This is a genomic window from Imperialibacter sp., from assembly GCF_040222815.1.
Lineage (GTDB): Bacteria > Bacteroidota > Bacteroidia > Cytophagales > Cyclobacteriaceae > Imperialibacter.
Genome location: NZ_JAVKCH010000018.1, coordinates 47368 through 62662 on the forward strand (window position 1 = coordinate 47368; position 15295 = coordinate 62662).

15 protein-coding genes are annotated in these 15295 nt (G+C 44.9%); 8 read left to right on the forward strand and 7 right to left on the reverse strand.

Annotated features, from left to right (window positions below):
- The first annotated feature begins 69 nt into the window (after nt 1-69).
- The 4 genes from RIF36_RS07245 to RIF36_RS07260 all read left to right on the forward strand — a co-directional run bounded on the left by RIF36_RS07245 (nt 70) and on the right by RIF36_RS07260 (nt 3629).
- Nucleotides 70-750 (forward strand): response regulator transcription factor, encoded by a 681-nt coding sequence (locus RIF36_RS07245; protein ID WP_151999024.1) that lies wholly within the window; start codon nt 70-72, stop codon nt 748-750.
- Complete coding sequence (locus tag RIF36_RS07250) at nt 747-2132, forward strand: HAMP domain-containing sensor histidine kinase (RefSeq protein ID WP_350121632.1); 1386 nt, start codon at nt 747-749, stop codon at nt 2130-2132. Before RIF36_RS07245 ends, RIF36_RS07250 begins: the two co-directional genes overlap by 4 nt.
- A 91-nt stretch (nt 2133-2223) precedes the next feature.
- A complete protein-coding gene (locus tag RIF36_RS07255; protein WP_350121630.1) occupies nt 2224-2688 on the forward strand; it encodes a hypothetical protein in 465 nt (154 codons plus the stop codon).
- A gap of 32 nt (nt 2689-2720) precedes the next feature.
- The gene (locus RIF36_RS07260; RefSeq protein WP_350117866.1) at nt 2721-3629 is read left to right on the forward strand and encodes a bestrophin family protein; all 909 of its coding nucleotides are present in this window, start codon (nt 2721-2723) and stop codon (nt 3627-3629) included.
- Nucleotides 3630-3753: 124 nt separating this feature from the next.
- On the opposite strand, the gene RIF36_RS07265 is transcribed toward RIF36_RS07260, so the two are convergent.
- Entirely contained in the window at nt 3754-4716 is a 963-nt protein-coding gene (locus RIF36_RS07265) for a hypothetical protein (RefSeq protein ID WP_350121628.1), read from the reverse strand.
- A gap of 251 nt (nt 4717-4967) precedes the next feature.
- Here RIF36_RS07265 and RIF36_RS07270 point away from each other — a divergent pair, with 251 nt between their 5' ends.
- The 3 genes from RIF36_RS07270 to RIF36_RS07280 all read left to right on the forward strand — a co-directional run bounded on the left by RIF36_RS07270 (nt 4968) and on the right by RIF36_RS07280 (nt 9739).
- Nucleotides 4968-6197, forward strand: a complete 1230-nt coding sequence (locus RIF36_RS07270; RefSeq protein WP_350069666.1) for an MFS transporter — start codon at nt 4968-4970, stop codon at nt 6195-6197.
- A 146-nt stretch (nt 6198-6343) separates the two neighbouring features.
- Nucleotides 6344-8743 (forward strand): ABC transporter permease, encoded by a 2400-nt coding sequence (locus tag RIF36_RS07275; RefSeq protein ID WP_350069663.1) that lies wholly within the window; start codon nt 6344-6346, stop codon nt 8741-8743.
- A gap of 96 nt (nt 8744-8839) precedes the next feature.
- Nucleotides 8840-9739: a DUF4097 family beta strand repeat-containing protein gene (locus tag RIF36_RS07280; protein WP_350121625.1), complete on the forward strand. Its 900-nt coding sequence runs from the start codon at nt 8840-8842 to the stop codon at nt 9737-9739.
- Nucleotides 9740-9797: 58 nt separating this feature from the next.
- Here RIF36_RS07280 and RIF36_RS07285 read toward each other — a convergent pair whose 3' ends face one another.
- From RIF36_RS07285 to RIF36_RS07305, 5 genes are all read right to left on the reverse strand, one after another.
- Nucleotides 9798-10010, reverse strand: coding sequence for a hypothetical protein (locus RIF36_RS07285; RefSeq protein WP_350091711.1), 213 nt, complete (start codon nt 10008-10010; stop codon nt 9798-9800).
- A 243-nt stretch (nt 10011-10253) separates the two neighbouring features.
- Nucleotides 10254-10679 (reverse strand): PIN domain-containing protein, encoded by a 426-nt coding sequence (locus RIF36_RS07290; RefSeq protein ID WP_350121717.1) that lies wholly within the window; start codon nt 10677-10679, stop codon nt 10254-10256.
- Entirely contained in the window at nt 10669-10893 is a 225-nt protein-coding gene (locus RIF36_RS07295; RefSeq protein ID WP_350069648.1) for a DUF6364 family protein, read from the reverse strand. Before RIF36_RS07295 ends, RIF36_RS07290 begins: the two co-directional genes overlap by 11 nt.
- Nucleotides 10894-10931: 38 nt before the next feature.
- A complete protein-coding gene (locus tag RIF36_RS07300; RefSeq protein WP_350121621.1) occupies nt 10932-13160 on the reverse strand; it encodes a helix-turn-helix domain-containing protein in 2229 nt (742 codons plus the stop codon).
- 77 nt (nt 13161-13237) lie between these two features.
- Entirely contained in the window at nt 13238-13585 is a 348-nt protein-coding gene (locus RIF36_RS07305) for a single-stranded DNA-binding protein (RefSeq protein WP_151999034.1), read from the reverse strand.
- A gap of 209 nt (nt 13586-13794) precedes the next feature.
- Between RIF36_RS07305 and RIF36_RS07310 the strand changes: the two genes are divergently transcribed.
- Entirely contained in the window at nt 13795-14169 is a 375-nt protein-coding gene (locus RIF36_RS07310; RefSeq protein WP_350121619.1) for a hypothetical protein, read from the forward strand.
- Between the two features lie 616 nt (nt 14170-14785).
- Here RIF36_RS07310 and tnpA read toward each other — a convergent pair.
- Complete coding sequence (gene tnpA, locus RIF36_RS07315; protein ID WP_350121617.1) at nt 14786-15247, reverse strand: IS200/IS605 family transposase; 462 nt, start codon at nt 15245-15247, stop codon at nt 14786-14788.
- Nucleotides 15248-15295: the final 48 nt, after the last annotated feature.

The window sequence follows — 15295 nt, forward strand, 5'->3', positions numbered from 1 at the left end:
TCAAACTTTTTTGGCTATTTGACAGTTTTTATATCTTGTTTGAAGTTCCTGTATTGATTATACCATCAAATGAATATTCTATTAATAGAAGACGAGCCAAGTGTGATTTCGCTTATTCAGAGAAGCTTTTCTTCCTCCGGCTATAACACGAGCGTAGCTATGGATGGAAAAACCGGTCTCCAAATGGCGTTGAATAATGATTTTGACTTGATTATATTGGATTTGATGATACCTGTTTTGAGTGGCATGGAAGTTTGTAAAAATTTCAGAAAAAAGAATTCGCATACGCCACTGTTGATGCTTACGGCACTCAGTACCACCGAAAATATTGTGGCTGGACTTGATGGAGGAGCCGACGACTACATGACTAAACCCTTTAAACTTGCCGAACTGAATGCCCGTGTGCGGACGCTAACACGTCGACCTGGTGCTCGGCCTGACGAAGGAGACAAGTTGATATTTTCTGACATTGAGCTGGACAGGGCTACAAAAATAGTGACCCGGGCAGGAAAAAAAATATCCCTGACGGCCACCGAATTTCGGCTACTCGAATTCCTTCTCGCTAATAGGAATAGGGTACTGTCCCGAATGGAAATTCTTGAAAACGTGTGGGATATTAATTTCAATTTGGGCACCAATGTAGTCGACGTATATATCAACTATTTACGAAAAAAAATTGATGCAAATAGTGACAATAAGATCATCCATACGGTGTTCGGAATGGGTTATGTCATGAGGAGCGAAGAATGAGCATTCATAATAAGATATCACTGATAGTTACGGGTATTACCGGAGCGATAATTCTTTTACTGAGCATCTTCATTTATATTTTTTCGGAGAGGAGCACCTTCGAGATGTTTTTTCACCGACTGGAAGTAAGGGCGGCCATCATTGGACACGCCTACCTGGAAGATGATGAGAGCAATGCCGCAATCTATCATACAGTCAAGGAAAGGCATCTTAAAAACCTGCCCGACGAAGATCACTACATTATTGAGTTTGCAGACGATGGTTCGGGGATGAAACTGGCACAAAAGCCAAACCTGCCGTTGGACGACCTTTTTTACCAGGAGCTTTTACGAGAAGGCAGAGTGCGTCATTTTTCTAATAACGTCTTTTACGTTGGAGAGCTCATCAATGAGGGGGGGAAAGACATTGTGGTGGTTTCCGAAGCGGTGGACACGCTTGGAATGGAAGAACTTGCTTACCTGAAAAAGCTATTACTGTTCGGCTTCTTCGGAAGTATCATCGTTGCCTATTCTTTGGGTAGAGTTTTCTCAAATCAAATATTTAAGCCAGTAAGGGAGATTATTGATAAGGTGAAGGGGATCAGTGTTTACAATTTAAATGAACGCCTTGAGGACACCAAAAGTGATGATGTTGTAGCAGACCTTACGCATACATTTAACGACATGCTTATTCGTCTGCAAATGACATTCGAGATGCAAAACAATTTTATCAGTAACGCTTCGCACGAATTCAAAACACCGCTGACCATCATTGCTGGAGAAGCGGAACTTGGTCAGGATGAGGGCGAGCTTTCTGATAGCATGAGGCAGTCTCTTGAGGTCATTACCTATGAAGCAGAAAAACTTAAGGAGTTGATAGATGGGATGCTGGCCATTGCTCAAACGGGCTTTGACGGCGTAAAACAACATTGGGGTGAAGTTCGGCTTGACGAAATCATCCTTTCGGTGAAGAATACGATTAACAAAATTCATTTTAATAATAAAGTAGAGGTAGACTTTGGAGGTCTGCCTGCCGACAATAGCAAATTGTGTTTGGAAGGTAATGGTACCTTGCTGAGGGTTGCGTTGAGCAATATCGTTATGAACGCATGTAAGTATTCTGATAATAACAAGGTGAGAATTAGGGTGACTACGGACGACAGGCGGATATATGTTCAGGTGAGTGATCAGGGTATTGGGATTCCCGAGCATGACTTACCACAGGTATTTGTGCCGTTTTTCAGGGCATCAAATACACATAAATATCAGGGACATGGTGTTGGTCTTCCGCTCGCCAACAACATTATAAGGATGCACAAAGGCCATGTAAATGTAAAAAGCAAAGAAGGGCAGGGCACCACTGTCATAGCCTATTTCCCCCATTTAATGGAAGCAGCACTCTAATCACATTCTAATAGTGTTCTTAGCAGATTGTAATCTGAATCTTAGCACATCTTAATTCTTCAATCGCAGTTTTAGAAAAACAAAATGCGATATGAAAACTATATTTGTTCCTGCAGATTTTACTTCCAATACGATTAAAGTGGCTCAAGAGGCCGTTCAAGCTTTCGAATGCGATATCCGCTTACTGTTTGTTCACGCTTTTAATATGCCAGATAGCGAACAGGATTTGCTTTTTGGGAGTTATAGAAATGAAAGCAGAAAATACGTTTCCCCTGAATTTTTGAAGGAGCTTGAAGACTTGAAAGATGTATTTTCCTACAAGGTAAAGAACGTAATAGTTGATTTTTTTTACGGTACCACCCCAATGCTTTTTTCAAGTTATCTAGACTATTACGACGTGTCTTTGATTGTTTATTCTTCTGAGCAAAGTTTTGGAGACTTGTCCGCCAATAGCGTCGACATGAGGACTTTGATCAGGCAATCGGAGTGTAAGTCGGTGGATATCGATTCTTCGGCTATTTTCCAATCCCTTTCAACTCCATTTGCCCGGATTTAGTTGGCTTAGATCTCAACCGTTAAACGAAGCATATGTTACTAAAGGGAAGTATTCCTGTTAAATACATCGTTGGGAAAATCAAGTATGAGATTTTGGTTGTTATGGGCTATGGCATCGCCATCGAAATAGTTTACCAGAATTATCATATTTCAGAAATTTCCATACCGATGACGGTTCCAACGGTGTTGGGAACTATCATTTCATTACTACTTGCTTTTCGGTCCAACCAAGCCTACGACAGGTGGTGGGAGGCCAGGATAATCTGGGGAGCTATTGTAAACGACAGCCGGACACTTGCCAGGCAGGTGTTGTCGTTGGTAAATGAAGACATTGATCCGGACTCATCCCGGAGATTTCAGGAGAGGTTTATTCATAGGCAAGTGGCTTGGTGCTACGCATTGGGTAAGGGGTTGAGGAAAGACAATCCCTTCCCATTTGTGGAAGGCCATGTAAATGATGATGAGCTTGAGTCTCTGGCGAGCTACGACAATGTGCATGTAGGGCTTACCCTTCTCCAGTCTATTGATTTGCGAAACGCCTATCAAAAAGGATGGTTGAACGATTTTCAGCAGGTTGAAATCGATAAAACTCTTACCAGGCTGTGCGACTCTATGGGAAAATGTGAACGCATAAAGAACACTGTTTTTCCTTCTACTTACAGCTTGTACATACATCTTGCTCTGCACTTCTTCATATTACTATTGCCCTTTGCTATGCTCGACCTGTTTGGTTTTTTCATGGTTCCAATTCTTGTAGTGATTGCTGCATGTTTTTTTCTCATAGAAAAAATGGCTATCCATCTTCAGGATCCTTTTGAGAATAAGCCGACTGATACCCCAGTGCTGGCAATTTCGAGAAATATTGAGCGTGACTTGAAACAAATGTTACGTGAAAAGCATATTCCAGAGTCGATGCAGCCCAGGGCGTTCTACATCTTATAGCACAATCATCAGAAGTATTTAATAGAAGCTTGCAGGAAAATCAAGCGATTCGGTTGGTAGAGTACAACGGCGGAATTTTTTTTGCCGTTGTTTTTTTTCGCCAATCGGTAGCAATCTTCGAACGCTACTTTTCGACTACCGGCATCCTTATCCAATAAATGTCTCCTCTTCCATTGCCCGGAGAGTTGAGTTGCCTGACAAATCCTTCGTAACTTAGAGAGCCTTCGATCTGATCGGAAGACTTGACAATCTCGCTAGTAAAAAAAAGCCACTGTCCGTCTGGCGAAACGAAAGGACAATAGTCGAGTCGTGGGCTGTTGATGGTCGCTCCCATATTAACGGCTGGCAGCCACTTGCCCGTGGCATCTTTTCTGCTGATGTATAAGTCGCCACCTCCCTGGCTGCCTTCCCTTTGCCAGGAGCCGAAAATGATAAATCGTTCGTCCGGGTCAACGAAGGCATTGTATTCGTCGGTGGATGAATTGACCGCAGAGTCCAATGGTTCAGGTGCCATGAACCTGCCGTTTTCAAATTTGGAAAAAACGATGTCTTCTCCGCCCATGCCACCTTCTTCCAGCCTGAGTGTGAAATAAAGGTTGCCACTTTTGACTACAGATGGGTAATACTCATGGCCATCGGAATTCACAGGCGCACCCATATTTTTGGCTTCCGTCCAGCTTCCGTCCTGTTGCTTTTCGACATACCAAATATCAAAGTCTTTCTCTGGGCCACCATTTGTTAGCGACCGCCTTGAAGCAAAATAAAGCTTCGATCCATCGGGTGAAAAGGCAGGTTCAATATCATAGCTATCGCCAGAAAATGAAGCAATCACAGGGGCTTCCCATTGCTCTCCACTATACTTGCGCATCACTATCACGCTCTTTTGGACGCCCACCAGAGAATAGTAGATTTCAGTTCCATCGGGGGAAATCGCAAAATCTCTTTCATTGTTGCCAGTTGAGACATTCGCAGGGGCAAACATTTCAGGAGTGGTGCCTGGCTTTGCCTGGCCAAGGTATTCCCACGGCTTTTCGGGCTGTGATTTACAACCGACAATCAGTGCAAACAGAAGCAAATAGCGATTCATAGTAATAGATTTAGTGACGTTAGGTTGAATCCTGCTGCGTTTCTTTCCGGCAGCTTTTCTTAGAACAACCCACTGGCAATCGGGCCGTATTTGGGTAAAGGTTCCTTTCATGTGCACTCAGGCTATCGTACACACCGGAGTGCCATTATTCATTTCAATACTTTTGAGAATTTTATTTCTGACAACTGCGTTAATTTGCAATGCATATGGTCGGCAGTAAGAGTTTTGCGTGACATAATAGAAGAAGATTGATGAATAACGGAGCAGTTGCGGCCACCATGGCCAACGAAACCACCAACAAAGCCACATTTTCTATTCTGGTGGCCCTTAGTATTTCACACCTGCTGAACGACACCATGCAGTCGCTGATCCCCTCCATTTACCCTATGGTGAAGGAGAACTATCAACTCACTTTCGGCCAGATTGGCTTGATTACACTTACGTTCCAGCTTACGGCCTCCCTGCTACAGCCTGTTGTTGGGGCATTTACCGATAAGCGACCGCAGCCGTTCTCGCTGGCCATAGGAATGGGCTTCACGCTACTAGGGCTTCTGGGGATGTCAATGGCGGGAAGTTTTTCCATGATTCTTGTGGCGGCAGCTTTTATTGGCCTTGGTTCATCGGTTTTTCACCCCGAGGCATCCCGTATGGCTCATATGGCCTCCGGCGGACGTCATGGAATGGCCCAATCACTTTTTCAGGTAGGCGGTAATGCGGGAAGCTCTTTGGGGCCGTTGTTAGCAGCGTTGATCATTGTTCCGCTTGGGCAATTTCACGTTATATGGTTTTCGCTGCTGGCTTTGCTAGCGATGATTATATTGGCCAATGTAGGCAAATGGTACAAGTTTCAGTTGGTCGTCAAGAGTAGGAAAGCCAAACGGACGGTTGCTGAACCCGAAAGGATATTTGCCCTACCTCTTAAGAAAGTAATCTGGTCGTTGACTATTTTGCTTTTGCTGATTTTTTCCAAGTATATCTATATGACCAGCATGAGCAGCTACTTTACTTTTTACCTGATTGAAAAATTTGACGTAACGGTAAAGTCGTCTCAATTGTACTTGTTTATGTTCCTGTTCGCAGTTGCCGCTGGTACATTTTTGGGTGGCCCAATGGGGGACAGGTTTGGCCGCAAGTATGTGATCTGGTTCTCGATACTTGGTGCGGCGCCTTTTACACTGATGCTGCCTTACGCCAGCCTGTTCTGGACGGGGGTGTTAAGCGTAGTTATTGGCCTCATATTGTCGTCAGCTTTCTCGGCCATCCTCGTTTATGCCCAGGAGTTGGTGCCTGGCAAAGTAGGTATGATCGCTGGCTTGTTCTTCGGCCTGGCTTTCGGTACCGCCGGCATCGGCTCGGCGTTCTTGGGAGAATTAGCTGATCGGACGAGCATTGAATATGTCTTTGCCATTTGTTCTTTCCTCCCCCTGTTGGGTATCATAGCTGTGTTCTTACCAGGCAGAAAAGAGCTCCAGGCTGGTTAATGTTTGGCAGTGACCGCTACCGTCCGCCAGCGGGCAAATCAGGTTTGTAGCTGGAAGTGATATGTTTGCAATTAATTGACTGTCAGTTAAATAATTTATGGAACGATGATTGCAAAAGCGCCAGCAAAAGTAAAACTGCTATCACTATGTTGAAGAACTTCTTGAAATCAGCACTCCGCAACAGCCTGCGGCACAGAGGCTACACACTGATCAATGTCCTGGGCTTGTCGGTAGGTCTGGGAGTGTTTTTGATCCTCATGTTTTATATCAGGTATGAGCAAAGCTTCAATTTGTATCACTCGAAAGCTGATAAGATTTATAGAATTGTAGAAAGTGGGACTACTCCTGAAGCGGGAGAAGTGAAAACTATTTTCACGAACTGGGCCATGGGAGGGGCGTTGAAAGCTGAGTTTCCTGAGGTGGAGGACGTTGCCAGGGTGTTTATTTTTGGGGGTGCTATGCACACAATTGGTGAGAAAAAATTTCTGGAGCGAAATTATTATGTGGTTGAGAAATCATATTTTGACGTGTTCGACCACCGATTTACAGCAGGAAACATCTCCCAGGACGTTGGAAACAATGGGGTGGATCTCATCTTGACTCATTCGGCTGCCAAAAAGTATTTTGGCACGGAGAACCCTGTTGGCAAAATGATTGACTCTGACCGCTTTGGCTCCTGCAAGGTGGTAGCTGTAGTGGAGGATGTGCCAAAAAACTCGAGCTTTCAGCCTGATTTTTTTTATCTCGCCGATATAAAAATGTGGAGCGAAAATTACCAAAGATATTTCGCCAGTTGGGAGCCTCGAAATTGCGGCACATTTCTGGTGCTGAACGATCAGTCGGCTGTTGCTTCTATCATGCAAAAGAAGGAGGCGTTTCTAAAAGACAACCTGGGAGAGCAGTGGGAGACAAGGGATTTTGAATTGCAGCCGTTTACAGATGTGCATCTTAGGTCTGTAGACATTGATACTCCCACACAGCATGCCAAGGGTAATCAGCAATATATCATTATTTTCGGGCTCATAGCCGTTTTTGTGCTTGTCATCGCTGTCATCAATTACATCAACCTTGCGACTGCAAGAGCTATTTTCAGACGCAAGGAAGTGGGTATTCGCAAAGTAGTTGGTGCATCAAAGGGGCAGCTGATAAGCCAATTTTTAGTGGAGTCAATGTTGGTTTCAACCGTCGCTTTAATTGCTGCATTAGGGCTTATAGAACTGGCACTTCCATGGTTCAATAGCCTTACTGAAAGAACTATCGAAATCCCTTATCTTCAACAGCCCTCCATCCTTGTGGCAATCTTCGGTGTGAGCGCTATAACCGGCATCTTTTCTGGCTTGGTACCTGCTTTCATTATTTCAGCGTATCAACCGGGCCAGGTGCTGGGCGGGCATTTTCAAAAGGTGGGGAATTTGATATCCCGAAAAGTATTGGTGGTCTTCCAATTCTCCTTGTCCATTGTTCTGATCATAGCTACCGCTGTGGTGTACAATCAAATGGACTATGTACAAAACCGGGATATGGGATTCGACAAAGAACGAAAAATGGTGATTGATATTAACTCAGGAAATGTTCGGAGAAGCTTCAGAGCGATGAAGAGTGAGTTTGCATCGCACCCTGATGTGCTGAATGTGGCGGCAGTCAGTCGGGTGCCTGGTGAGTGGAAATCACTCCCTGCTGTTTCTGTTACAAAGACGGCAGGCGAAGACCCCCAACTGATGCGTTTTATGGGTTTTGACCCTGATGCACTTGAAACATTTGACATCAAATTGAAGGCGGGGAGTAATTTTACAGGCAACGACCAGGTAGATTCTCTCCATGTTCTGCTCAACGAAAAAGCAGCAGCCGTGCTTGGGGTCGAAACCATAGTAGGTGAGAGGATTCAATTTCACGACGGGGAAGAATCCATTACTTTTCAGGTAGTTGGGATTGTGGAAAACTTCAATTTCGAATCACTTTATCAAGAGATTGGCCCGATGGTGATCGGCCCGTGGAACAATGTGATAATGTCCATCGACTACTTCGTGCTCAATACGAAGGGCGACCCATCTAACGTGCTGGAACATGCAAGTGCTGTGCATGATAAGTTTGCCCCAGAAGGTTCTATTGAATACAATTTTCTTGACCAACAGTGGGAGCGGTATTATCGGGATGATGTGAAGAGAGGAACCGTCTTTGCCCTGGCGGCAGGGTTGGCAATTTTTATTGCTTGTCTCGGCCTGCTTGGTCTGGCTAGTTTCGCAACCTCACTGCGGCTGAAGGAGTTTGGCATCAGGAAAGTGCTGGGAGCCTCCAACCAGCAGCTAGTTTACCTGATCTCAAAAGAGTTTCTGTTGCTGGTGCTGATTGGCTTCGCACTGGGCAGCCCACTGGCCTATTGGCTGATGGACAAATGGCTGAGTACCTTCGCCTACACGGAAGGGCTTTCAGTTTCCACCTTTGCAGTAACCGGACTTGTGGTTGCCTTGGTAGCGTTGCTTACCGTTGGCTATAAGTCCCTGCAGGCAGCTCGCCGCAATCCGACCGCCTCTTTGCGGAATGAGTAAATAGGTATTGAGAGGTCGATTTAAGGATGCATGCAACCCTTGTGATCGACTTATGTCTTTTCCCGTAAATAGGTTAATCACTCTAAGTCAAAAACTATGAAATTACTCAACAAACCAGGATTAACTGTAGCCTTACTGTTTATGGTGGCGGGAATGGCAACAGCACAGCAGAAGGTAGACAGAACGTTCAGTGGTATCAATAAAGTAACTATGAGCATTTCATCCGGCGATGCCTTTTTTGAGAAATCTGCTGATGGCAAAGTATATGTGGCGATGGAGCACGACATTGACGACTATGAGCCCACTATAGAGCAAAAGGGTTCGACGCTTGTTATCAATGAAGAAAAGATGAAGAACCGTAGAAGCTGGAGTGGAGACTCGAAATGGACAATCAAGGTGCCGGATGAAGTTATCATCAGCTTCAATACAGGTAGCGGCGATGTACAGATCAGCGGACTGATGGCCGACCTGAGCACTAATTCGGGCTCTGGAAATACCCGAATTGAAAATTCGAATGGAAAAATCAGGGTGAATACCGGGTCTGGTAATATCAGAGCCAGAGAGTCTAAAGGCGACCTTAGCTTCAACGCTGGTTCTGGCAACATCGACTTGTACTCCGTAGACGCTGAAGTGAGTGCCAATGTGGGAAGCGGTAATGTGAGTGCTGAAAAGCTAACACTTGCGGGAGGAAGCTCATTTAATTCTGGCTCAGGAGACGTGGAGGTGTCTTTAGCCGCCACACCGGCTTATGATATATCGGTTAACAGTGGCTCAGGCGATTCAACGCTTGACTTTGAAGGGAATAAGATTGAGGGTGTGATAGTAATGGAGGCCAACAAAAACAATGGTGATATTGATGCTCCCTTTGATTTTGACAGCACTGAGGAAATAGGGAATGGCCGCAATACCACAGTGAAGAAAACAAAGAAGATGGGGTCTTCTGATGTGAGAATTAAAGTGAGTACTGGCTCAGGAACCGCTGAAATCAAAAGCTAAACGGACGCTTTTGATTGCGCTGGAGATATGGATGTCAGGTCATGTGACCTGACATTTTTTATGATTTTCTCAGGACATAGACGCCCCCAATAACCAGGAGCACTCCGAAACCAAGATAAATGTAGGCGGTAGTTGCGCTAGTTTCATTTTTAGCAGAAAGCTCCAACTTGCCCACTTTCAACGATGCCGATGAATTCTGGAGCTGGGTTACACCTTCATATCCCAGGTATATACCACCTGCGATAAGTAAAATACTGATAATTTTTTTCATAGCTATTGAGTTTGTAGGAGTTGCAAGGTACATAACGAACAATGGATCACAAGAATTGTTCTTAGGTTGGTTGCCAGGAAAAAGTAGTTAGGTGCTATTTTTCCTTTTTGCCTTTGGTCTGATTTGGCTGTTTTTTTTTGGGTTTGGGAAGAGCTTTGTATTCCTCCCGGAGTTCGGAGCTGTCAATGAAGCAGACTGGGCTGGAGATTTTGATGGCTTGATCTTTGACCTTAGGTTTCTTTTTCATGGCGAATCCAGTTTGAATGGGTCTTGAAGAAAAACCCCTTGAATAAGTTGGCCGTTATTTAGGTCTTCAGTAAGTATTGTTGTGCATTTTGCCTGAGAGGCAGCACTTATTACCAGGCTATCCCAAAACGAAATCTTATTAACCGTCTGTATGTCAATAGCGGTATTAATTGTTTCCTTGTTGTTGATAACAAGCTCAAAATCATCGAATAGCTGAAGGATGTCTTTCACTACTTGAGGTGGAATGTGGTGTTTAACAGTCATTACCCTGTAAAACTCTTGCATTACCTGTGTTGACCAAACCAGAACAACTTTGTCTCTAAGGCTATCTATCAATTGAGTGCAATGGACTTTTTTTATCTGATCATCTTCACTGAACAGATATATCAAAAAATTAGTGTCGATAAATACTTTACCTCTCATAAAGCTCATCACGATCGAATCGTTCTCCTTTAGTTTTTACCTGCACTTGCTGCTGAAGCAACTCTAACCTTTTTATGAAATCAGATTGGTCAGACTTGACGGTTTTCTTTAGGTAGTCCCTTATCATTTCATTCAAGGTTGTTCCATGTTTTTCTGCATACTCCCTGCTTTTAGAAAGGAGGTCGTCAGGCATTGAAAGTGTTACATTCTTCATAGCACACATATTATGTGTGCAAATATAATTATTTGAAATCAATTCTGACTTTGATTCCAGAGGAAATGATTGAAAACGGCCCTGATGTCATTGTAGCTATAGTCATCGCCTAGCTGAACCTTGATGGGAGTAGCGCTGAAGTTCTCAGACTTTTGCACCAACGGGAGTATTTTCTCCACTTTTTCTACGGGCACCAGATCAAAAATGGAGAGTTCTCCCGTCTTGATAAAATCGATCAGGTGGACTTCGATAGTGCCCACAGCCAATCCTCTTTCCTTGGCTATATCAGCAATGGACTTGCCCTTTTTGAACAAGTCCATTGATGTTTGCTTACTGTCGCCTGCCTTGGCTTTGGGCAGCCGGGGAGGAGGTGGAAGCTTCTCAACCACCTCCCTGTGATGTTTGTCCGCTTGCTGCAACACCTGGCTGCTGTCGATCCCTTCGCTTAAGCCTTTGGTTAGCAGCAGGGCCTGTTCAATCAATTGTTGCCGGGCGAGCAACTGCACCTGGAGTGCGTGAAGTTCTTTCAGGTATTTTTTTATACGCTGCTTTTTCATCATTGAAGCGATATGCGCCTTCAGGGGCTGGAAGACCTCTTCTGCCATTCGCTTGTCGAAATAGGCCTGTGCAGCCGACATGCGTTCATGGAGTTGGGCGTACTTGTCTTGCTCGGCGTGGGGTAACAAGCCTTGAAGCTGGGCCAGGAACTTATCCGCCACATTTTTGTGACCCAGCGTGGTTTGCACCATTTTGCTGAACAGCTCCACAGCTTCTTCTTTGTTAGGCACCTGCCGACCGTCGAAGCCTTTGTAAAAATCAGTCACCTCCTGGCAAACTGGCTGCCATTGAAAGGTGGTCGTCAATTTATTCTCAATGAACGCCTTTTGCTCGATCTTCAGCAAGGGCGAAAGCGATTCTTCGCTTTCCGACTGAGACACAAACTCATTGACTTTGTCGTCGCTAAGGATGCTTTGTGCTGGAATGGCTGAGCGCAAAACCAAGCCTTCCATATTGGTTAATCGACTGAGGGCCACATACACCTGGCCGGAAGCGAACGACTGGCCAGCATCGATAATCGCTTTGTCAAAGGTCAGGCCCTGGCTCTTGTGAATGGTAATGGCCCAAGCCAACCTGACCGGGTACTGCTTGAACCGGCCCATTATCTTTTCGTCGATGCTGTTCTTTTCGGTGTTGTAAGAGTAGTGCATGTTCTGCCACTCTTCCTGGACCAGCCGAATCGTCGAATTGTCCTCCGGTGTAGAGACGATGATCTTGTCATCGTCAATACTTTTGACGATGCCGATTTTACCATTATAGTACTGCCTTTCTTCTCCCTTGTCGTTTCTGATGAACATCACCTGCGCACCGACTTTCAGTTGCAGGACCTCGTCGGCAGGGTAGGCCCTGTCGCTGAATTCACCTTCTACTGACGCTTTGAAATTGTAGGTCTTGCCGGGTAATTTTAAGAGCTCTTCTTCGTTGATGGCGTGCGCTTTATGGTTGTGGGAGGTGAGGGTGATGTAGTTTTCTCCTTCAGGAATTCTAAAGTCGGGAAGAAAACGCCTGTTGAGTAAGGCCAACTGTTCTCTGGTGACAGTGTTGGTTCTGATACCATTGAGCAACCCAATGAAATCTTTCTCCGTTTGGCGGTAAATTTTCTGCAATTCAATGCGCAATACAGATGCTTCTGACATCACATGTGCATCAAAGAAGAAAGGGCTTTTGTAGTGTTCTTCGAGCAGGGTCCACTCATGGTCTTGCACTACGGGTGGTAGCTGATACAGGTCGCCTATCAAAAGCACCTGCACGCCGCCAAATGGTTCGTGAAAGCGTCGGCGAAAGTGCCGCAAAATCTGGTCGATGGCATCAAGCATGTCGGCCCGCACCATCGATACCTCGTCGATGATCAGCAACTGGAGTTCTTGCATCAATTTGCGCTTGTTGCCGTGCATTTTCATCTTCTGAAACAGCGATAGCTTGTCATGAGCGCCATCGGTTTCTTGTCCTGTCCAGTTGCGCTTGACAGGCAGGAAAGGCCCGAACGGAAGCTGAAAAAAGGAGTGCATGGTGACCCCACCTGCGTTGATAGCGGCTACACCTGTGGGTGCCACTACCACATAGTTTTTTCCTGTGGTTTCTACAATGTGTTTTAGAAAAGTGGTCTTTCCGGTACCAGCCTTTCCGGTCAGGAATAGGTGCCTGCTGGTGTGGTTGACAAACGAGGCTGCCAGTTGAAAGAGTTGATTGGATGTATCTGAATGCTTCATGGAGATCGTGAAGTTAAGAAAGTTGTAAAAAGAAACTGGCCGATCAGTTGACCGGCCAGCATTTAAAGTTGATAGCATTACTTCGACGAGCTTCTGTCGCCAAGAAGAAGTAATTCATTTACCTGTATTTCGGTAATGTACTTCTTGTTGCCTTCTTTGTCTTCGTAGCTGCGATGCACCAGCTTGCCTTCTACAACCATTTCCGATCCTTTGTCCGTATACTTCTCTGTGATTTCTGCCAGCTTGCCCCAGGCTACCAGCTGGTGCCATTGTGTTTCTTCAACCTTTTCACCTTTTGCATTGCGGTAGCTCTCGTTCGTTGCCAGGCTAAACCTTGCCATTTTCTTTCCACTGTCTGTGGTGCGCACTTCTGCTTTGGCACCCATGTTTCCGATCAACTGCACTTTGTTTTTTAAAGCGTACATAACTGTAATTGTTTTGGTTAAAAATTTTTATCTCAGTCGGAAGGCGTTGGCTTAGTTGCTTTCGCCGAACCGACGATACAAAGGTGCAGGGAGCAAAAAAAAAAGCCGGTTTCTAGTCGTTTACATTCGATAGTATTCGTTTGTAAACGTTTACAAACGTTTGTTTTCGGATAATATTAGCCTTATATTGGAGGGTAAACTATTTGATAATGAGTGAAATAGCTGATTCAAAAACCTGCCTGGCTTGTGGTAAACCCTTACAGGGAAGGATAGATAAAAAATTTTGCGATGATTATTGCCGCAATACATATAACAATCAAACGAAGTCGGCCAGCAATAACCTCGTCCGGAATATTAACAATGCTTTGAAGAAGAATCGAAATATTCTGGAGGGCATTGTACCGGAGGGAGAGGTGATGGCCAAAGCCCATAGAGATAAGTTAACGCAGGGCGGTTTCCAGTTTCGTTTCATGACGCATACTTACACCAACCGCAAAAGCAATATATACTACTACTGCTACGATTACGGCTACTTGCCTCTGGAAAACGATTGGTTTTTGGTGGTGAAGGGGAGGGAGGAGTAGGTTTATATGGGGTAGCCTGGGATAACCCAAGGGTACGGGTGCCGGTCGTACCTACGGGACTTTAGGTTGTGCGGGGCAACTAGCCAGTGCCATTGATGGTTTGCTGCTTTGCAGACGGTAACCTGGGATAAATCCAAGGTTTTACGGAGATCGGTCGTACCTACGGTACTTTGAGGATTGACCTGCCAGGTTGTAGTAACATTGGTACAGTTTTCTGAGCAGCTTTGAACCCAGAATAAATTCAGGGTTTAGGAAATGGGTCGTACCTACGGCACTTTGATTATGGTGATCTAATTGCCAGTGCCATCGGCACGGTTTTCTAGACAGCCTGGAATTTATTCGAGGCTGATTGTGATGATGAGGCGTAGGTTCTTTGGCGTAACCTCGGATAGATCCAAGATTACATGGATTTATGAGATGTGGAGGCTGGGGAACGCTCTGGTCGTTCGGATTATAGATTTTTGCTGATGTTTCTTACCATCAGCCACCCAGAATAAATTCAGGGTTTGGGAGATTGGTCGTACCTACGGCACTCTGCGGGATGATCTGCCAAATTGTAGTGCCATCGGCACGGTTTTCTATGCAGCCTTGAATTCATTCAAGGCTGCTTGGGTCATCAAACAGGCTCTTTAAACAAATACTCCCTGTCATAATCAACCTCGAATCGTTCCAGAAATTCAATGTATTCTTCAATGAAGCTCTGCTTGTTGTGATGGGCTTCCTGGTTTTTGATGTAGTTGAAGACATTGTTCACCTGCGATTGATTGTATGAAAACGCACCAAAGCCTCCCTGCCATTCGAAGCGTTGCGGGGTGAGCTTGTTGTCATTGATCCATTTCGATGACTTGGCCTTGGCAGACTTCATTACATCAGAAATAGCCAGAGAGGGTTTTAAGTTAAAAAAGCAGTGTACATGATCGTCGACTCCGTTTACAATGATGTTCTTACATCCCGTCTCGTTGATGAGGTTTCCTATGACTGCCATCAGGTCAGCTCTCCATTCTTTTTGGATAAGTGCTTGCCGAAATTTTACAGCAAAAACAGTTTGGATATAGACCTTATTGTAGGTGTTGGGCATGGGCTATTTGGTTCGATTGATAAATTAAAATACAGATATCCTGATCAT

Bases quoted from the DNA above. Each gene is read 5' to 3' on its own strand.
- RIF36_RS07245 (WP_151999024.1), top strand. From the start codon at position 70: ATGAATATTCTATTAATAGAAGACGAGCCAAGTGTGATTTCGCTTATT.
- RIF36_RS07250 (WP_350121632.1), top strand. From the start codon at position 747: ATGAGCATTCATAATAAGATATCACTGATAGTTACGGGTATTACCGGA.
- RIF36_RS07255 (WP_350121630.1), top strand. From the start codon at position 2,224: ATGAAAACTATATTTGTTCCTGCAGATTTTACTTCCAATACGATTAAA.
- RIF36_RS07260 (WP_350117866.1), top strand. From the start codon at position 2,721: ATGTTACTAAAGGGAAGTATTCCTGTTAAATACATCGTTGGGAAAATC.
- RIF36_RS07265 (WP_350121628.1), bottom strand. From the start codon at position 4,716: ATGAATCGCTATTTGCTTCTGTTTGCACTGATTGTCGGTTGTAAATCA.
- RIF36_RS07270 (WP_350069666.1), top strand. From the start codon at position 4,968: ATGAATAACGGAGCAGTTGCGGCCACCATGGCCAACGAAACCACCAAC.
- RIF36_RS07275 (WP_350069663.1), top strand. From the start codon at position 6,344: ATGTTGAAGAACTTCTTGAAATCAGCACTCCGCAACAGCCTGCGGCAC.
- RIF36_RS07280 (WP_350121625.1), top strand. From the start codon at position 8,840: ATGAAATTACTCAACAAACCAGGATTAACTGTAGCCTTACTGTTTATG.
- RIF36_RS07285 (WP_350091711.1), bottom strand. From the start codon at position 10,010: ATGAAAAAAATTATCAGTATTTTACTTATCGCAGGTGGTATATACCTG.
- RIF36_RS07290 (WP_350121717.1), bottom strand. From the start codon at position 10,679: ATGAGAGGTAAAGTATTTATCGACACTAATTTTTTGATATATCTGTTC.
- RIF36_RS07295 (WP_350069648.1), bottom strand. From the start codon at position 10,893: ATGAAGAATGTAACACTTTCAATGCCTGACGACCTCCTTTCTAAAAGC.
- RIF36_RS07300 (WP_350121621.1), bottom strand. From the start codon at position 13,160: ATGAAGCATTCAGATACATCCAATCAACTCTTTCAACTGGCAGCCTCG.
- RIF36_RS07305 (WP_151999034.1), bottom strand. From the start codon at position 13,585: ATGTACGCTTTAAAAAACAAAGTGCAGTTGATCGGAAACATGGGTGCC.
- RIF36_RS07310 (WP_350121619.1), top strand. From the start codon at position 13,795: ATGAGTGAAATAGCTGATTCAAAAACCTGCCTGGCTTGTGGTAAACCC.
- tnpA (WP_350121617.1), bottom strand. From the start codon at position 15,247: ATGCCCAACACCTACAATAAGGTCTATATCCAAACTGTTTTTGCTGTA.